Source organism: Mesorhizobium sp. B2-5-7, from assembly GCF_006440875.1.
GTDB classification, from domain to species: domain Bacteria; phylum Pseudomonadota; class Alphaproteobacteria; order Rhizobiales; family Rhizobiaceae; genus Mesorhizobium; species Mesorhizobium australicum.
On sequence record NZ_VFUO01000006.1, the window covers coordinates 335804 to 352104 of the forward strand.

General features: G+C 63.5%; 13 protein-coding genes. 1 reads left to right on the plus strand and 12 read right to left on the minus strand.

All coding sequences use genetic code 11. The features are described 5' to 3' along the window. Positions 1–14: 14 nt before the first annotated feature. The 4 genes from FJ543_RS25535 to FJ543_RS25550 all read right to left on the minus strand — a co-directional run bounded on the left by FJ543_RS25535 (position 15) and on the right by FJ543_RS25550 (position 5002). Positions 15–989, minus strand: coding sequence for an ABC transporter substrate-binding protein (locus FJ543_RS25535; RefSeq protein WP_140878060.1), 975 nt, complete (start codon positions 987–989; stop codon positions 15–17). 455 nt (positions 990–1444) lie between these two features. Beyond that, positions 1445–2209 (minus strand): SDR family oxidoreductase, encoded by a 765-nt coding sequence (locus FJ543_RS25540; RefSeq protein WP_140715102.1) that lies wholly within the window; start codon positions 2207–2209, stop codon positions 1445–1447. A 74-nt stretch (positions 2210–2283) separates the two neighbouring features. Continuing rightward, positions 2284–3081 carry a DUF427 domain-containing protein gene (locus FJ543_RS25545; protein WP_015318895.1) on the minus strand — a complete coding sequence of 266 codons (798 nt, stop codon included), beginning with the start codon at positions 3079–3081 and terminating at the stop codon, positions 2284–2286. A gap of 265 nt (positions 3082–3346) precedes the next feature. Then, on the minus strand, positions 3347–5002 hold the full coding sequence (locus FJ543_RS25550) for an ABC transporter substrate-binding protein (RefSeq protein ID WP_140878062.1): 1656 nt from the start codon (positions 5000–5002) through the stop codon (positions 3347–3349). A gap of 116 nt (positions 5003–5118) precedes the next feature. Here FJ543_RS25550 and FJ543_RS25555 point away from each other — a divergent pair, with 116 nt between their 5' ends. Further along, positions 5119–6021: a LysR family transcriptional regulator gene (locus FJ543_RS25555; RefSeq protein WP_140878064.1), complete on the plus strand. Its 903-nt coding sequence runs from the start codon at positions 5119–5121 to the stop codon at positions 6019–6021. A 22-nt stretch (positions 6022–6043) separates the two neighbouring features. Here FJ543_RS25555 and FJ543_RS25560 read toward each other — a convergent pair whose 3' ends face one another. From FJ543_RS25560 to FJ543_RS25595, 8 genes are all read right to left on the minus strand, one after another. Further along, a complete protein-coding gene (locus FJ543_RS25560; protein WP_140878066.1) occupies positions 6044–8107 on the minus strand; it encodes an ABC transporter ATP-binding protein in 2064 nt (687 codons plus the stop codon). Beyond that, a complete protein-coding gene (locus FJ543_RS25565) occupies positions 8100–8978 on the minus strand; it encodes an ABC transporter permease (RefSeq protein WP_140878068.1) in 879 nt (292 codons plus the stop codon). Before FJ543_RS25565 ends, FJ543_RS25560 begins: the two co-directional genes overlap by 8 nt. Beyond that, entirely contained in the window at positions 8975–9928 is a 954-nt protein-coding gene (locus FJ543_RS25570; protein ID WP_140878189.1) for an ABC transporter permease, read from the minus strand. Before FJ543_RS25570 ends, FJ543_RS25565 begins: the two co-directional genes overlap by 4 nt. A 69-nt stretch (positions 9929–9997) precedes the next feature. Next, positions 9998–11662 carry an ABC transporter substrate-binding protein gene (locus tag FJ543_RS25575; protein ID WP_140878070.1) on the minus strand — a complete coding sequence of 555 codons (1665 nt, stop codon included), beginning with the start codon at positions 11660–11662 and terminating at the stop codon, positions 9998–10000. A gap of 265 nt (positions 11663–11927) precedes the next feature. Then, the gene (locus FJ543_RS25580; protein WP_140878072.1) at positions 11928–13112 is read right to left on the minus strand and encodes a mandelate racemase/muconate lactonizing enzyme family protein; all 1185 of its coding nucleotides are present in this window, start codon (positions 13110–13112) and stop codon (positions 11928–11930) included. Between the two features lies 1 nt (position 13113). Beyond that, positions 13114–14220, minus strand: a complete 1107-nt coding sequence (locus FJ543_RS25585) for a mandelate racemase/muconate lactonizing enzyme family protein (protein ID WP_140878074.1) — start codon at positions 14218–14220, stop codon at positions 13114–13116. Between the two features lie 33 nt (positions 14221–14253). Continuing rightward, the gene (locus FJ543_RS25590) at positions 14254–14946 is read right to left on the minus strand and encodes a GntR family transcriptional regulator (protein WP_140617351.1); all 693 of its coding nucleotides are present in this window, start codon (positions 14944–14946) and stop codon (positions 14254–14256) included. A gap of 188 nt (positions 14947–15134) precedes the next feature. Beyond that, positions 15135–16286 (minus strand): efflux RND transporter periplasmic adaptor subunit, encoded by a 1152-nt coding sequence (locus FJ543_RS25595; protein WP_015318882.1) that lies wholly within the window; start codon positions 16284–16286, stop codon positions 15135–15137. Positions 16287–16301: the final 15 nt, after the last annotated feature.

A 16301-nucleotide genomic window follows, 5' to 3' on the forward strand; every position in this document is an offset into this window, starting at 1 on the left:
TTTCCAGTCGGAGGTCACTGCGCCCAAGCTTTCCAGTCTGCCTCGTGAGCGGCGATCCAGGCGGCGGCGACGTCTTCCGGCGTCTTGCCGTCAAGATCGATCTCGCCGCTCATCTTGTTCAACTCGTCGGTGTCGATCGTGTAGGCCTTGGCCACTTTGTAGGCGACCGGCCATTTGTCTTTCATGCCGTTCCAGGAGTACTTCCAGATCTCGCCATGCGGTTTGCCGCAGTCGTATTTGGCGTCCGGGTTCACGCCCCATTTCGGGTCGGTGTAGCATTCGGGCGTGTATTCGGGGAATTGCACCCATTCGCCCTTGTATTTTGCAGGCGCCCAATGCGGCGAATAGATCCACAGCATGATCGGCGCCTTGCGCTGATAGGCGGAGTCCAACTCGGCAAACATCGCGGCATCAGTGCCGGCATGGATCACGGTGAAGGGCAGCTTCAGCGCCGCGACACGCTCGTCGTCAAAGCCTTCCCAGGTCACCGGGCCGCCGAGATAGCGCCCCTTTGGCGCCGTCTCGGCGGTCGAGAACGATGCCGCGCAGGTGGCGTCGAGCAGAGCGTGCCAGTCCGGCAAGGTCGGACATTTCTCCTTCATGTATTCGGGGAACCACCACTCTTCCTTGGCCTTCGGGCCGAGCTTGCCGAGCCTTTCGGTCTGGCCCGTGGCATCGGAGGCCTTCATCGCTTCGCCGGCCGTCGTATCCCAGAATTCCAGGCCGACATCGATATCGCCATTGGTGAGGCCGGTTGTCAGGCTGGAGAGATAGTCGGCGGTCGGGTATTCGACGGTATAGCCGAGCTTTTCCAGGATGCCGCCGAGGATCTTGGCGTTGAGATTGACGCTGGTCCAGTCGAACAGCGCGATCTTGATCGGGTCGTTGGATTCCGGCGCCGCTGCCTGCGCAGTCGCCGTCAGGACACTTGCCGCGGCAAGTGCAAAAGCTCCCATTGAGGATTTCGATATCACACTGCGGAATGGCATTGCTTGGTTCTCCTTCAAGCTGTGACGGTTATTGGTCGTTCCCTTGTCGCGTCTTTTCTTGATTGTGTTGGAAAGGCAGGCGGTTGTGCAAGACCGTTCTCGCCATGTCGGGGCCAAAGCCGGCACAGGCGCGATGAGGCTCGGTTTCGGTGATGACGGACGCTGCCGAGACAGCCAGTCTCATGGCCGATCGATCGCCGCGATGGCGATCGTCCGCGGATCAATTGTCAGTCCTGCGGCGCCCTGCAACATGCGAGCCATCAAGGTCCCATGATCCCGAGCATTTCCAGCGGAATTGCTCTCGGATATCCCCTGGCAAGCCCCTTCTCGCCAGCGCGGTTTCACAGGATGAAAATATATATACCAACGTTCATGCCGCGCAACGACTAACGCCGCGAAGAAGCAGAATTCCAGACTGCAGGCGTAGCCGGCGGGACACGGGTCGCATGGCCTGTTTACCAGCAGACGTAGCCGCCATCGACGATCAGGTCGAGGCCGGTGACGAAGCTCGACGCGCGGCTGGCCAGGAAAACCGTCGGCCCGACCATTTCCTCCGGCGCCGCCATGCGTCCCATCGGCGTGTCGCGTTTGAAGATCTTCACCTCTTCGGCCACCTCCGGCCGTTTATTCATCGGCGTCAGCGTGTAGCCCGGGCTGACGACGTTGACGCGCAGCCCACGATCGGCCCACTCCATGGCGAGGCTCTTCGACATGTGGATGACGGCGGCCTTCGAGGAATTGTAATGCGCCTGCGTCAGTCCGCGATTGACGATGGTGCCCGACATCGAGGCGATGTTGATGATCGAGCCCTTGCCCCGCGCCAGCATCTTGCGCGCTTCTGCCTGGCAGGACAGGAACACGCCGGCGACATTGACCTCGTGCACCTTCCGCCATTTTTCCAGCGCCAGTGTCTCCGCTGGTTCGGAGCCGGCAATGCCGGCATTGTTGACGGCGACCGTCAACGGACCGAGTTCGGCTTCGGCGCGATCGATGGCCGTGGCCAGGTCGCCCTCCGACGTCACCGTGCCCGTCAGCACCAGCGCCCTGCGGCCGAGTGCCGTGATCCGGTGAGCGGTTTCGTCCAGCCCGCCCTTCGACGCATGGCCAAAACAAGCGACATCGGCGCCTGCCTCGGCCAGTCCGATCGCGATTGCCTGGCCAATGCCGCTGCCAGCCCCGGTGACCAGCGCAACGTCGCCGTCCAGTTTAAAAAGATCCATCGATAGCCCTCCTTCTCAAGGAGGGTATGCGCTGACCTATATCTCGATCAAGCCTTCAGCGGGCTGCGGCGTGCCTAGAAATATCCGTCGGACGCGGCCGTGGCTTCCTTCGAGATTTCGACCCCATCGACCAGGATCTTGTCGACCAGTTCGTGGTGGAAGCAGACCAGTCCCTTGATGCGTTCTGCCTCGTGCACCGGCTCCGGATAGTACCAGACCATGTTCTCGTGCCGTTTCTTGGGCGTGGTCACGTGATAATAGTTGGAAATGCCCTTGTAAGGGCAGCGTGAGATGTAACGGCTGGGCGCGAACATATCGAGCCGCGTGTCGGAGATCGGCAGATAGTGGCGCACCGGGTGGCCGGTTTCGAACAGGAACACGCCGCGCCGTGAATCGGCGACCTGCTCGCCATCGAGGATGACCTGGACGCGCCGCGACGACGGCAGGCAGTCGACGCGCCGGAACGGGTCGCGGGCGTGCACGAAGATCTCCTCGTCTTCCTCGAACCAGTGGCCCATCTTGCTCCACACGAACGACATGTAGCCCGCGATCGGCGGACAACCCTTGACCGGATCGAGATAGCGCCATGCACCGTCTTCGACCAAGGTGATGCCTGTATTGAGCGAGTAGTGCGTGGCAACGCCCTTGTACGGATCTTCCGTCGTCGTCTTTGAGGGCAGCAGGAACTCCTCGCGCACGTCCTCGATCGGGAAATAGTAGACCGGCAGATGATCGGATTCGTACAACACCAATGCCTTGGTGGTGTCGGCAACGGTCATCGAGCCGACCTGGACCCGCAGCCGCTTCAGCGACGGCATGGTGAAGGCGACATAGCCGGGCTCGAACTCGTACTGCTCGATAGTGTCGAGCACGGGGAAATGCGGTCCGCGACCGCGCAGATGAGGCTTGCGAATGGTAGTCTCCTGTTTCTGTCTGTCGTCGGCGCGTGGTTAGGACGATATGAGGCTGGGCCGACGGCCGGCGAGTGCTTCCGGACGGTGGGCGTTTGCCGGTGTCGAACCGTTGGAGCGATGGCCCCCCATCGTTCGTCGCGGGCCTGTTGCCGGATAGCCTCACGCCCGAAACACGGAGCCGTCCAATATTGCTTCTGCCTGCCGAGCATGATCTTGGCAGCATCTACCCCAGCGACACCCGATCGAGCAGCAGCCCGGCGGCGATCGGCGGCAAGCCGCTGACATTCTTGCGCACCGGCACCAGGAGATCGGGGAAGTAGCTGAAGATGATGGGTGTCTCGTCGAGCAGCAGTTTCTGGATGTCGGAGGCTGCCGCGCGCTGCGCGCCGATATCGAGCGCCTTGAGATAGCTCGTGACCATGCCGTCATAGGCAGGGCTCTTGAAATGCGCCGCGTTCCAGGGGCCGTCGCTGACCAGCGGGCTCTTGAGGAACACATTCGGCACGCTGCGATGAGCGTAGTCGGTGATGCCGAGCGGGCTGTCCAGCCAGTCCGATTGGCCGAATACGGCCTTGCCGTAATATTTGTCCTGGTCTTCTATGTTGAGCGAGATGCGGGCGCCGATCTCCTTGGCGAAATTCTGGAACAGCTGCGCGTAGCCGGGAATATCGGAGTAGCGCAACGTCGTCAGTGTGATGTCGAAACCATCGGCAAGCCCCGCCGCCTCCATGAGTTGCTTGGCCTTGGCGATATCCTGCGTGCGTTGCGGCACCGACTTGTCGGTGGCCGGGAAGGCCGGCGCGAACGGGCTGTCATTGCCGGTCGCCGCCATGCCGCGGCACAGTCCGTCGACCAGCTTGGACCGATCGATGCTAAGCGCCAGCGCCTGGCGCACGCGCTTGTCGGTGAAGGGCGCCATGTCGCAGCGCATGTGCAACTGGCGATGCGCGGTCGAGGCGACGCGCAGCACCATGATGTCGGGGCTGTTCAGCACCACCTGGCTGACATCGAGCGGAACCGCGTCGAGAATGTCGACCTCGCCGGCCTGCAGCGCCAGGATGCGCGGCTGCACGTCGCCGTAGAACTTGAATTCGAGCCGGTCGGGCAATGCCTTCTCGCCCCAATAGTCGGGATTGCGCACGAAGGTCGCGCCGACCTTCGGCGTATAGGTCTCCATCCGGAACGGCCCGGTACCCTCAAAAGTCTTTTCGTAATCGCCCTTGTAGCTCGCCGGCAGGATGACGGCGTTGTAATTGTCGATCGACACCGAATAGGGAAAGCTGCCGTTCGGCGCATCGAGATGGAAGGTGACGGTGTGATCGTCGACCTTCCGGGTTCCACCCTTCGACAACAGGCCCTTGAACACCGACAGCGCGTTGGAGGCGCCGTTGGGATCGGCCAGCCGGTCGAACGTTGCGACGACGTCATCGGCTTTGAATTCCTCACCATTGTGGAATTTCACGCCCTTGCGCAGCTTGAAGGTCCAGACGCTGCCGTCCGCATTGGGCGACCAGCTTTCCGCCAGAACCGGCTTCAGCGTGAGGTCCGGCTGTGTGACGCAGAGGAATTCGGCGGTCTGGAAAACCAGTTGGTAGCTGCCACTGTCATAGTAGGTGACGGGATCAATGGCGCCGCCTGGCGTCGCCACGCCGGCGCGCACCGTGCCGCCCGGCTTGCCCTCGGCGCTGGCCTTCCGCGTGTCGAAACCGGCCGCTCCCAAAATGCCGCCAAGCAACGGCAGCGACAAGCCAAGCATGCTGCCGTGGCGGAGAAAATCACGCCGGTCGAGCCTGCCTGCCAGCAACTCGTCGACAGCGGAATTTTCGATTTCCGTGAGGCTTTTGCGGGCGGCGTCGATCGTCATGAAGTGCCTTGGCATGGCTGCATTCCTCGCTTGCCCTCGGGAGAGTGGCCATTTAGGTCATTGTTGACCGCGACCGGAAAGCGATATTTTTTGATGAGGCCCATCGAAATTTTCGATGCTGGAGTGATGGCATGGATACCGAAAACCTGCGCAGCTTCCTGGAGGTCGCCGAGCATGGCAGTTTCACGGTCGCTGCCAGCCGGCTCAATCTCGCGCAGTCAACCGTCAGCGCCCGGATAAGGGGGCTGGAGGAGCAGTTGGGGCGCCGGCTTTTCGTAAGGGATCGCGACGGCGTCACGCTAACGCCGGCTGGCCGGCAGTTCCTGCCGCATGCCTCCTCCATCACCCGCACTTGGGAGCAATCGCGGCAGGACATCGCCGTTCCCGACGGCTACGAGTCGCTGTTGCGCTTCACCGCGCCCGCCTATCTCTGGGATCGCGTCACCTCGCCATGGATCGCGTGGATGCGGGCCCAGCGGCCGAACGTGGCGCTGCGGCTCGAAGGAAGCTTTCCCGACCTGGCGATCGACCAATTGGCCGAAGGACTGCTCGACATCTGCATTCTCTATCTGCCGCGGCCGCATCCCGGCATCGTCTACGAGACGCTGGCCGTCGATCAGGTCGTGCTTGTCCAGCATTCCGCACAGACGAAGCCGTGGACCGAGAACTACATCCTGATGGACTGGGGACTCGAATTCCGCATCGAGCATGATCGGGCGTTCGCTGGCATGGTCAAGCCGGCCATTTCGGCCGGGCTGGTCTTCATCGGCTTGCAGCATGTGCTGTCGCAGCAAGCCGCCGCCTATCTGCCGCTCAGCGCCGTCAGCGGCCATATCGAGCGTGGCGAAATGAAACGCATCGCGAACACGCCCGTGTTCCAGCGGCCGATCTATCTTGCCTATCCCAGCAATCCGGCGTCGTCGGACGTGCTCGACGTGGCATTGGCGGGATTGCGGGCGCTGACGAGGGATTGGGCCGGCGAGCAGGGCTTTGCCGAAGGCGACCGGCCCTTCAGCATGGCCGGCCAGCCGTGAAGGGCAGGGGCCGCGTTTCCGACTACGCCGGCTCGGTATCGACCGCTGCCAGCCTCTGCAGCCTGGCGAGTTCCGCGTAGGGAATATGGCAGCGGATCGAGTGTTCGGGCCGCGCCTCGGCCAGCGGCGGCTCCTGCTGCTCGCAGATCGGCCCGATCTTGCGTGGGCAGCGCGTGTGGAAGACGCAGCCCGATGGCGGGTTGCTGGCGCTGGGGATTTCGCCATCGAGCCGGATGCGTGCCGTCTCGGTCTGATCGAGCTTGGGCACGGCCGATAGGAGCGCCTCGGTATAGGGGTGATGCGGTCCGGAAAAAACGTCCTCCGATGGCCCGATCTCCATGATGCGGCCGAGATAGAGCACGGCGATCTTGTCGGAGAGATAACGCACCACGCCAAGGTCATGCGAAATAAAGATGTAGCTGACGTCTTCCTTGGCCTGCAGGTCGGCGAGCAGGTTGAGGATCGCCGCCTGGACGGAAACGTCGAGCGCCGAGGTCGGCTCGTCGCAGACGACGATGCGCGGGTCGCCGGCGAAGGCACGCGCAATGGCGACGCGCTGCTTCAGTCCGCCCGAAAGCTGGCGCGGCTTGACCGCCAGATGCCGGTCGGTGAGCCGCACCGAGCGGACGAGATCGTTGAGGCGTGCCTCCAGTGCGGCACCCCTCAAGCCCGCCAGCCGCTTCAGCGCACGGCCGATCAGATGGCGGATCGAATGCGAGCGGTTGAGGGCGGAGTCCGGGTTTTGGAAGACGATCTGCATCGCCTTGACCTGGTCGTCGCCGCGGTTCTCCAGCTTCGACGCCAGCGCCTTGCCCTCGAGCTCGATGGTGCCGCCCTCATCGGGAGGCACCAGCCCGAGCAGCAGCCTGGCGAAGGTGGTCTTGCCCGAGCCGGATTCGCCGACCAGCCCGAGCGTCTCGCCGGGCCTGAGATCGAGCGAAACGTCCTTGACGGCGCGCAATGCATGGCCGTGGCTGGCGTAGGTCTTGTTCAGCCGGGCGACGCGCAGCACCGGCGCCGTCGTGGGTTTCGGTGCGGGCACCACGTTGGCGGGCGTGGCACGTGGCAGGGCCTGCGCCTGGTCGTGGTAGTGGCAGCGCGACAGCCGCCTCCCGCGCTCGTCGGTCAGATCATAGAGCGGCGGCAATTCGGTGCGGCAGCGGTCGGTGGCCAGCGCGCAGCGGTCGGCGAAGGCGCAGCCCTTGATGTCAGCGCCGATGCCGGGCAGGAAGCCCGGGATGGTGTCGAGCCGGCCCTGGTCCTTGCGCTGGCCGCCGCGCGGCAGGCAACGCAGCAGTGCCACCGTGTAGGGGTGGCGCGGATCGTTGAAGACGACATCGGTCGGTCCTTCCTCGACCAGCATGCCGGCATAGAGCACGCCGACCCGGTCGCACATGTTGGAGACGACGGCGAGGTTGTGGCTGATGAACAGGATCGACGCCGACAGTTCCTGCCTGAGCTGCGCGATGAGGTCGAGCACCTCGGCCTCGACCGTCGCGTCGAGGCCGGTGGTCGGCTCGTCGAGGATCAGCATCGAGGGATCGTTGGCCAGCGCCATGGCGATCGCCACGCGCTGCTGCATGCCGCCCGACAGCTGGTGCGGATAGCGCTGCATGACGCTTGGCGGATCGGAGATGCGCACGCGGTTCAGCATGGCGATGGCGCGATCGGTGGCAGCTTGGCCCGTGATGCCGCCAAGCTCGAAAATTTCGGTCAATTGCCGGCCGATGCGGATCGACGGGTTCAGCGCCTTTCCCGGGTCCTGATAGACCATGGAGACGCTTTCGGCGCGCGCGCGCCGAAGCGCCTCCGCGTCGAGCTTCATCACGTCCTGGCCGTCGAGTGAGATGGCGCCACCCGATATCGAGCCGTTGCGCGGGAGGTAGCGCACCACCGTGAGGGCTACAGTCGACTTGCCGCAGCCGGATTCGCCGACCAGCCCATAGGCCTCGCCCTGACCGATGGTGAGGCTGAGATCGCGCAGCACCGCGCGATTGCGGCCGGCGACCCGGTAGGCGACCGACAGGTCCTTGATATCGAGCGCGTCCTTTGCCTTCCCTGTCGTTGTATTGGCGGGTTCAGTCATTGAAGGCCCCATGCACGCCGTCGGCGGCCAGGTTGACGCCGATCACCAGCGAGGCGATGGCGAGCGCGTCGAACAGCACCGTCCACCAGAAGCCGCCGCCGATCATGCCGTAATTGCTGGAAATGGAGAGCCCCCAGTCGGGTGACGGCGGCTGGATGCCAAAGCCCATGAAGGAGAGGGTAGCGACCGCAAAGATGGCGTAGCCCAACCGCACCGTGGTCTCGACCAGGATCGGCGGGATGACGTTGGGCAGGATCTCGACGAACATCGTATGCAGCGCGCTCTCATGCCTGAGCTGTGCGGCGGCGACATAGTCGAGCTCGCGCTCGGCCAGCACCGCCGAACGCACGGTACGTGCGATGATCGGCGCGAAGCTCAGGCCGATGACGATGATGACGGTGGTCTTGGATGTGCCCAGCGCGACGATGGCAAGCAGCGCCACGATCACCACGGGGATCGCCATGAAGGCTTCAAGGATGCGGCTGACGACATCGTCGACGAGGCCGCGGAAATAGCCGGTGAGCAGGCCGAGCGCGGTGCCGGCGACCGTCGCCAGCAAGGTCGCCAGGGGCGCGACGGTGAGGATATCGCGCGAACCGACGATGACGCGCGAGAACACGTCGCGGCCGATCTGGTCGGTGCCGAACCAGTGTTCGCGCGAAGGCGGCGCCAGCGCGTTGATGATGTCGTCGGCGAGCGGATCGTAGGGGACAAAATGTTCGCCAAACAGCGCGCAGGCAACCCAGAACAGCACGATGGCGATGCCGACGAGGAACGTTCGCGAGCGCAGCAGTGAAAAAAACACTTCGGCCAGCGGGCCGCGGCGCCGCATGTCGTCCTGTGCGGGGGCGGGGGTCTGGACGGCGCTCATTGGCTCGACCCCAGGCGGATGCGCGGATTGAGCACGGAGTAGAGGAAGTCGGCGATCAATGTGGCCACCGCATAGACGATGCCGATGGTGAGGATGCCGGATTCCAGCATCGGAAAATCCTTGCCGCGCGCGGCGGTGAAGATCAGCGAGCCGATGCCCTGGTAGCGGAACAGCGTCTCGATCACGACAAGGCCGCCGATGAGATAGCCGGTCTGGGTCGCGATGACGGTGATGGTAGGCAGCAGCGCATTGCGCAGCACATGGCGCCAGATCACAGTGCGCCAGGGCAGGCCTTTGAGCACGGCGGTTCGCGTATAGTCGGAATCGAGCGCCTCGATCATGCCGGAACGCGCCATGCGCGCGATATAGCCGAACAGCACCAGGAACAGCGGCAGCGACGGGAGGATCAGGTAATAGAGCTGGGTGAAGAAGCCGGCATCCCTGGGCCACGCGGCCGAGATCGGCAGCCAGCGCAGCCACACGCCGAAGATCAGGATCAGGATGATGCCAGTGACGAATTCCGGCAGCACCGTCACCGACAGGCCGCCGAGGCTGATGATACGGTCGAGCGGGCGGTTGAGGTTGAGTGCGGCAATGACGCCGCCGAGGATGCCGATCGGCACCACCAGCACGAAGGCGACCCCCGCCAGCTTCATCGAATTGCCAAGCGCACCGATGACGAAGGGCGCCACCGGCGAACGGAAAATGTAGGACGTGCCCATGTCGCCCTGGACGAAGTTCGATATCCAGCTCCAGTACTGGGTGAGCAGCGGGCGATCGACGCCGAGCGTGTGATTGAGCGCGTCGACCGCGCGTTGGTCGGCGAACGGGCCGAGGATCGCGCGCCCGACATTGCCAGGCAGGACCTGGCCGCCCAGGAACACCATGATGCTGAGCAGGAACAGCGTCACGAGCGACAGGGACACACGCCGCGCAAAGAAGGAGAGAATGGCTAAGACTCCTTGCAAAGCCAGCCCCCTGGGGAGCTGGCTGTTAGAGGACTGGCTTTCCCTTTTCGCTTACGCCTTCGATGCCTTTTCGAGGAACAGCTGCGACATGGCTGTCGGTTGCACGCCGGCCACGCTCTTCGACGTCGCCGTCAGGTAGTCGTAGAAATAGCCGAAGATGACAGGCGTTTCCTCGAACAGAAGCTTCTGGATCTTGCCGGCGTCAGCCTTCTGCGCCTCGAGGTCGAGCGCCGCGATATAGCTGGTCGCCAGCGCGTCGTAGTCCTTGTTCTTGAAGTGCGCGGCATTCCAGGTGCCGTCGCTCTTCAGGGGAGCGGCAAGATAAACATTCGGCACGCCGCGATGGCCATAGTCGGTGATGCCCATCACCGAATCCAGCCAGTTCGATTTGCCGAACACCGCGTCACCATAATAGGCGCTCTGGTCGAGGATGTTGAGTTCGAGCTCGATGCCGATCTCCTTGACCCAGTTCTGGATGAGCTGGGCATATTCGGGGATTTCGAGATAGCGCTCGGTGGTCAGCGTGATCTTGAAGCCCTTGCCGGCACCGGCCGCTTCCATGAGCTGCTTGGCTTGTGCGATGTCCTGCTTGCGCTGCGGTATGCTTGTATCGGTCGAGGGGTAGACCGCGGCGAATGGACTGTCATTGCCAAGCGCCGAGCGTCCCTTCATCAGGCCGGCGGCGAGCTTGTCGCGATCGAGGCAGAGCGCGATGGCGCGGCGCACGCGTGCATCCTTCAACGGGCCATCGTCGCAGCGCAGATGCAGTTGCTGGTGAGCCGACGACTTCAGGCTGAGGATTTCGAAGCCCGGATCGTTGAGCAGGGCCACGCCGGCCAGCACCGGCATCTGGTTGATGACGTCGACCTGCCCACCCTGCAGCGCCAGGATCATCGGCTGCACGTCGGTAAAGAAGGTGAACTCGGTACGGTCAGGCAGCGCCTTCGCTCCCCAGTAGTTCTCGTTGCGGACGAAGGAAGCGCCGACCTTCGGCGTGTATTTCTCCACCTTGAACGGGCCGGTGCCATCGAAGCTCTTCTCGTAGTCGCCCTTGTAGTCCGCCGGGATGATGACGGCGTTGTAATTGTCCGACGAGACCATGTAGGGAAAATTGCCGTTCGGCGCGTCGAGGTGGAATTCCACGGTGTAGTCGTCGACCTTCTTGCTGGCCCCCTTCGACAGGATACCGGTGAACACCGACAGCGCGTTGGACGAGTTTGCCGGATCGGCCAGGCGGTCGATGCTCGCCACCACGTCCTCGGCCTTCATTTCGCCGCCGCTGTGGAATTTCACGCCCTTGCGCAATTTGAAGGTCCAAACCGAGCCGTTGTCGTTCGGCTTCCAGCTCTCGGCCAATGCGGGCTGCAGCACCAGGTCGGGGCCGTCGACACAGAGGAATTCCGCAACCTGCTGCATGATCAGCAGGCCGCCGGCGTCGGCGATCGTGACGGGATCGATGGCTGCCGCCGGCACGCTGCTGGCGACACGGATGGTGGCGCCGGGTGCGCCCTGGGCGCGGGCCAGCGATGGCATGCCGCCAAGGCCGGCAGCCGTGGTGATGCCTCCAAGCAGCGGCAGCGACAGGCCAAGCAGGCTGCCATGGCGGATGAAGTCGCGGCGGCTGACACGGCCGTCGACGAGGCCGTCGATCAGGTGATTTTCAAGCGGCGAGCGATTGCGCCGGATCAGGTCGAGAATGCGGTAGTTCTTGATCATGGGTTTTAACCCTTCCCCTGTTTCTTATGGTTTGATGAATGCGTTTTTCAGTTGACGAAGTCCGTGGAGTTCTCCTGTCCCGGCCATCAACGTTGTCAGTCGACCGGACTGTAGCATGCGGTTTTCCCTGGTCCATCCGATCCTTGCGGCGCGGGGGTCAGATTTTCTTGAGGCAATGCTTCCACCCGTCCGGTCCTGCCGTCGCCATCGATCGCGGCGGCGGACTCTTGTTCTTGAAATACGTCTCCTTTCCCGTGTCGTTCTCCTAGTTCAGCGGCAAACGGCGATATGTCCCTGGCTTGGCCGGGTCATGATATTTGTTGCAAGGGCCGTTGTCGGCAAAGTCGCGATGGCAGGCCGCGAGATTTTTCCGCGACAAGGTGACACCAAGACCGGGACCTTCCGGGACACGCACCGTATTGTTCCTGGGGCAAAACGGCCCCTCCTCGGTGATATCCATAGGTTGCATACGAAACAGCGACTGGTTCGGCTCCCGGATCCAGCCCAGGGCCGCGCACAGATGCAGGTAGGCCGCGCTGCCGATGCCGCTGTCGCCGCTGTAGCACCAGAAATCGATGCCCGCGTGCTCGCAGGCGCCGACAAAGCGCAGCATCCGGCCGATGCCGCCATGCGCGGTCGGGTTGCCGACGAATGCATCCGGCACCTTGAGGTCCATGGCGCGCGCGATGTCGATATTGTGGGTCGAGAACGGGATCGAGCAATGGCGGCGCAGTTGGCGCATCTCCTCCGATGTCGCCACCGGATCTTCCCAGTTGCGCACGCCGAGCTCTTCCAGCGGCCGTGCTAGCCGCCGCGCCGTGGCCAGCGAATAGGCCTGGTTGGAATCGATGCGGATCATCGCCTCGTCGCCGAGTTTTTCGCGGAGCAGCTCGACCATTCTCAGCGAGACTTTCGGATCTTCGGTCGAGAATTTGCCTTCGAAGAAGGTCGTTCCATGCGTCTCGTGCAGTTCGACGCAATAGTCGGCGACTTCTTCCGGCGTCGTTTCGCCCTTTACACCATCCCCATCGCCGCGCAGCGAGAAATAGTCGGTGAACGGGATGTCCTTGCGCACGGCCCCGCCGAGCAACTGATAAAGCGGCTGGTTCCAGGCCTTGCCGCGCAGGTCCCAAAGCGCCATCTCGATGGCGCCGAAGGCCATGATGCGGGTGCGGTCGTTGATCGACTGCACGCCGGTCCAAAACGGCAGGCAGACATGTTCGGCGCCGGCAATGTCGAAGGCGTCGCGGCCGACCAGCCGCTGGGCAAGAACATCATTGATGATGGCGGCCGCTGCCGGCGTCGGTGCTTCGCCCAGCCCGACAAGGCCGTCCTCGGTCTCGACTTCGACGATAACAGGCGAAAAACCGTCGAGTTCGCCGAACACCCAGGCATAGGGCGCTTCGAGGCGAAGATTGATCGGCGTGGCCTTGATGCCGCGGATCTTCATCTCAGCGTCCAACTTCGAAGAAGGGCTTGCCGAGCAGGTCTGGAACGACGTCGATGCCAAGGCCTGGGCCGGCGGGAATACCCATGCGGCTGCCGGTGACCGGCGGCGCGTTCGACGCGGTGCGCACCGTCACCCATTCATGGAAGGCGATCGCGTGCAGCCGGCGCTCCTCCGGCGTCGACAGCGACAGATGCGCCATGGCGGATGTGTCGATCTCGGCGCCGCCGGTATCCTCGACCGTGATCATGAAGCCGAGATCGACGGCGACGTCACGGATCAGCCGGGTCTTGGTGACGCCGCCGAGCCGCGAGATCTTCAGTGTCAGCCCGTCCGCCGCGCCGAGGCGACGGATTTCCAGCATCGCCTCCAGCGAGGTGACGGATTCGTCGAGCACCATCGGCTTGTCGAGCATGCGGCGCACCGACATGTTTTCGTCGATCGTCGTGCAGGGCTGCTCGAACGTATAGTCGATCGCCCGCGTCGCGTCAGTGAACTGCCGCGCCTGGTATGGCGTCCACCCGGCATTGGCGTCGCAGAAAATGACAGTGCCTTTCGGCACCGAGGCGGCGACCGCCATGACGCGCTCGACGTCGTCATGGACATTGCCGCCGACCTTGACCTGGAGCCGGCGGAAACCATCCTCGACGATGCGCTTGGCAAGTGCGGCCATTTGATCGACCGTGCCATGGGTGACGACCTTGTAGAGTTCGGCCGTGTCGCTTTCCCTGCCGCCGAGCAGCGTCACCAGCGGTACGCCGGCGGCCCGCGCCGCCAAATCCCAGCAGGCCATGTCGAGCGCCGATTTGATGTAGGGATGGCCCTTGAACACCGTGTCCATCAGTCGGCCGATGCTGGTCAGCCCGCACGGGTCCTGGCCGATAAGGTGCGGTGCGATCTCCGGCACGCCGGCCCGGGTGCCGGCCGGGAAGGCGGCCGAGTAGAAATTGCCGAGCGGCGCCGTCTCACCCCAGCCGGTGACGCCGCTGTCGGAGGTGATGGAGACGATCACAGCGTCGAAGCAGTCGGCCACACGCCCCTTGGACATGCGATAGGGGCCGTCAACGAAAGGCTGCACGACGTGATAGGCTTTGATGGTTTCGATCTGCACGTGGAGTATCCATTATCCGCGGTGAGGGGAGGGTCAGGCGCCTTTCGACGGGCGCTTTTCGAGGTCGCGCGCGTAGGCAAGAAGCTCTTCGAAATCGTGGTCGATATGCTCTCGTGCGTGGCGCTGGGCGGCACGCATGTCGTCGCTCTTGAGCAGCCGCACGTAAGTCTCGTGAACGTCTTCGGCGGGCACGGCTTCGTTGCGTGCCTGCTGGTGCAAGGCGAAATACATCTGCAAACGGCTGGTCAGTCTTTGCCAGGTTTCCAAGAGCACTGAATTGTCGGCCCATTCATGGATCAGGCCATGCAGTTGCAGCGCGGTCTCGATCTGGCGCGTGGTGTCGCGGTCGCGCGTCGCCTGCTTCACCGCCTCGTGGCGCCGGTCGAGCTCATCGAAAAAGCGCTGGTCGCGCAGTTCCCACGTCCGCTCGATGGCGAATTCGTCGAGCACCTTGTTGAGCGAATAGACGTCGTCGATGTCCTTGGCGGTGACATTGATGACGAAGGTGCCTGCATAGGGAATGCTGGTCAGTATGCCTTCCTGGACCAGCTCGCGCATCGCCTCGCGCAGCGGGGCGCGGCTGACCCGCATCTGTTCGGAAATCCTGAGCTCGTTGACCTTCTGGCCTGGCTCGAGCTGACCGGTCAGGATCGCGCGTCTGAGCAGCGCCACGATTTCGGCACGGCGTGTCGTGTCGGCAATCGGACTGAATTCCGTCTTCACCATCCGGCCCACTCCCGCGAGAACAGAAGCAGAGACAATCAGATTGTCGACAATCTAACAAGAGCAAGTGATCGGATTTTTCGGTCTCCCAGCGCCAATGTCGCCGCTCTGGTCGGCCTGCTCGTGAAAACGGCGCCCGCGACCTGAGAAAAGGTCGGGGGCGCCGCGCGGAAACCGGGCCTGCGGGGGAGTCAGGTAGCCGGTTTCTGTGGCAGGGGCGAAATCGGCATTCCGGGGCCGATCTTCTGCAGATTGCCTGTGATCACCTGGTCGCCTTCAGCGACGCCGCTGAGGATGGCGACCATGTCGCCGCTGGTCGGCCCCAGCGAAACCAGCCGCTGGTCGACCGTATTGCCCTTGCCGACGACATAGAGATACTTGCCGAGTTGGCTCGATCCCAGTGCGACCTGCGGCACCATCAGCGCATCGGGCTGTTGTTTGACGTGCAGCCGCACGCGAACATACTGGCCAGGCAAGAGCGTGAACTTGGCGTTGCCGATTGTGGCGCGTGCGGTGATCGTGCCGGTCGAGTGATCGATCGTGTTGTCGATAAAGGTGAGCTCGCCCTTCTGGTGGGCCTCGGTCTCACCGGGAAGCAGGACCTCGACCTCGATCGGGCCGGCGGCACGCGCTTCCTCGATCTGCGCCAGATCCGTCTCGCTCGGATTGAAGGTGACGTAGATCGGATCGAGCTGCACCAGCGTGTTGAGCACGGTGCCGGCAACGCTGACCAGCGTTCCCACGGAAGCCTGGTTGCGGCCCAGACGTCCAGCGAACGGCGCGTGGATTTCAGCGTAGCTCAAATTGAGCTCGGCCGTGCGCACAGCCGCCTGGTTCAGCGCCAGCGACGCCTGCGCCTCGCGCAAGGTGCTGGTGCGCTGGTCGAAGCTGTCCTTGTCCAGGTAGCCGCTCTTGGCGAGTTCGGTACCGCGACCGAGATTGGAACGTGCATAATCGAGGGTCGCCGTGTCGCGCTGAACCTGTGCCTTCGCCTGGTCGAGCGAGGCCTGGAAGTCATCGGGCGAGATCCTGTAGAGCAGGTCGCCTTGCCGCACGTCGGCGCCGTCTTGCGCCGTCTGTTCCTGCAAATAGCCGGGGACGCGTGCCTGCAGCGTGATGCTGCGGATCGGCTCGGTCCGCGCGGCATAGTCGAGATAGATCGGGATCGTCTTCTTGACCACGTTCGCCACCGGCACCGGCATGACGAACGCTGCTGGAGCCGGCGCGGCCCCGGCCGTGCCGGCATTCAGGCTGAGATTGCCCATGTCCAGCAGGTGGACACTGGCCACCGAGATCGCACCCAGCGCGACAGCCGTTCCCAACGCGATTTTCCATTTACGCATGATGATTCTCCAATC

Coding starts and splice junctions, on each gene's coding strand:
- FJ543_RS25535 (WP_140878060.1), bottom strand. CDS start 989: ATGCCATTCCGCAGTGTGATATCGAAATCCTCAATGGGAGCTTTTGCA.
- FJ543_RS25540 (WP_140715102.1), bottom strand. CDS start 2,209: ATGGATCTTTTTAAACTGGACGGCGACGTTGCGCTGGTCACCGGGGCT.
- FJ543_RS25550 (WP_140878062.1), bottom strand. CDS start 5,002: ATGCCAAGGCACTTCATGACGATCGACGCCGCCCGCAAAAGCCTCACG.
- FJ543_RS25555 (WP_140878064.1), top strand. CDS start 5,119: ATGGATACCGAAAACCTGCGCAGCTTCCTGGAGGTCGCCGAGCATGGC.
- FJ543_RS25560 (WP_140878066.1), bottom strand. CDS start 8,107: ATGACTGAACCCGCCAATACAACGACAGGGAAGGCAAAGGACGCGCTC.
- FJ543_RS25565 (WP_140878068.1), bottom strand. CDS start 8,978: ATGAGCGCCGTCCAGACCCCCGCCCCCGCACAGGACGACATGCGGCGC.
- FJ543_RS25575 (WP_140878070.1), bottom strand. CDS start 11,662: ATGATCAAGAACTACCGCATTCTCGACCTGATCCGGCGCAATCGCTCG.
- FJ543_RS25580 (WP_140878072.1), bottom strand. CDS start 13,112: ATGAAGATCCGCGGCATCAAGGCCACGCCGATCAATCTTCGCCTCGAA.
- FJ543_RS25590 (WP_140617351.1), bottom strand. CDS start 14,946: ATGGTGAAGACGGAATTCAGTCCGATTGCCGACACGACACGCCGTGCC.
- FJ543_RS25595 (WP_015318882.1), bottom strand. CDS start 16,286: ATGCGTAAATGGAAAATCGCGTTGGGAACGGCTGTCGCGCTGGGTGCG.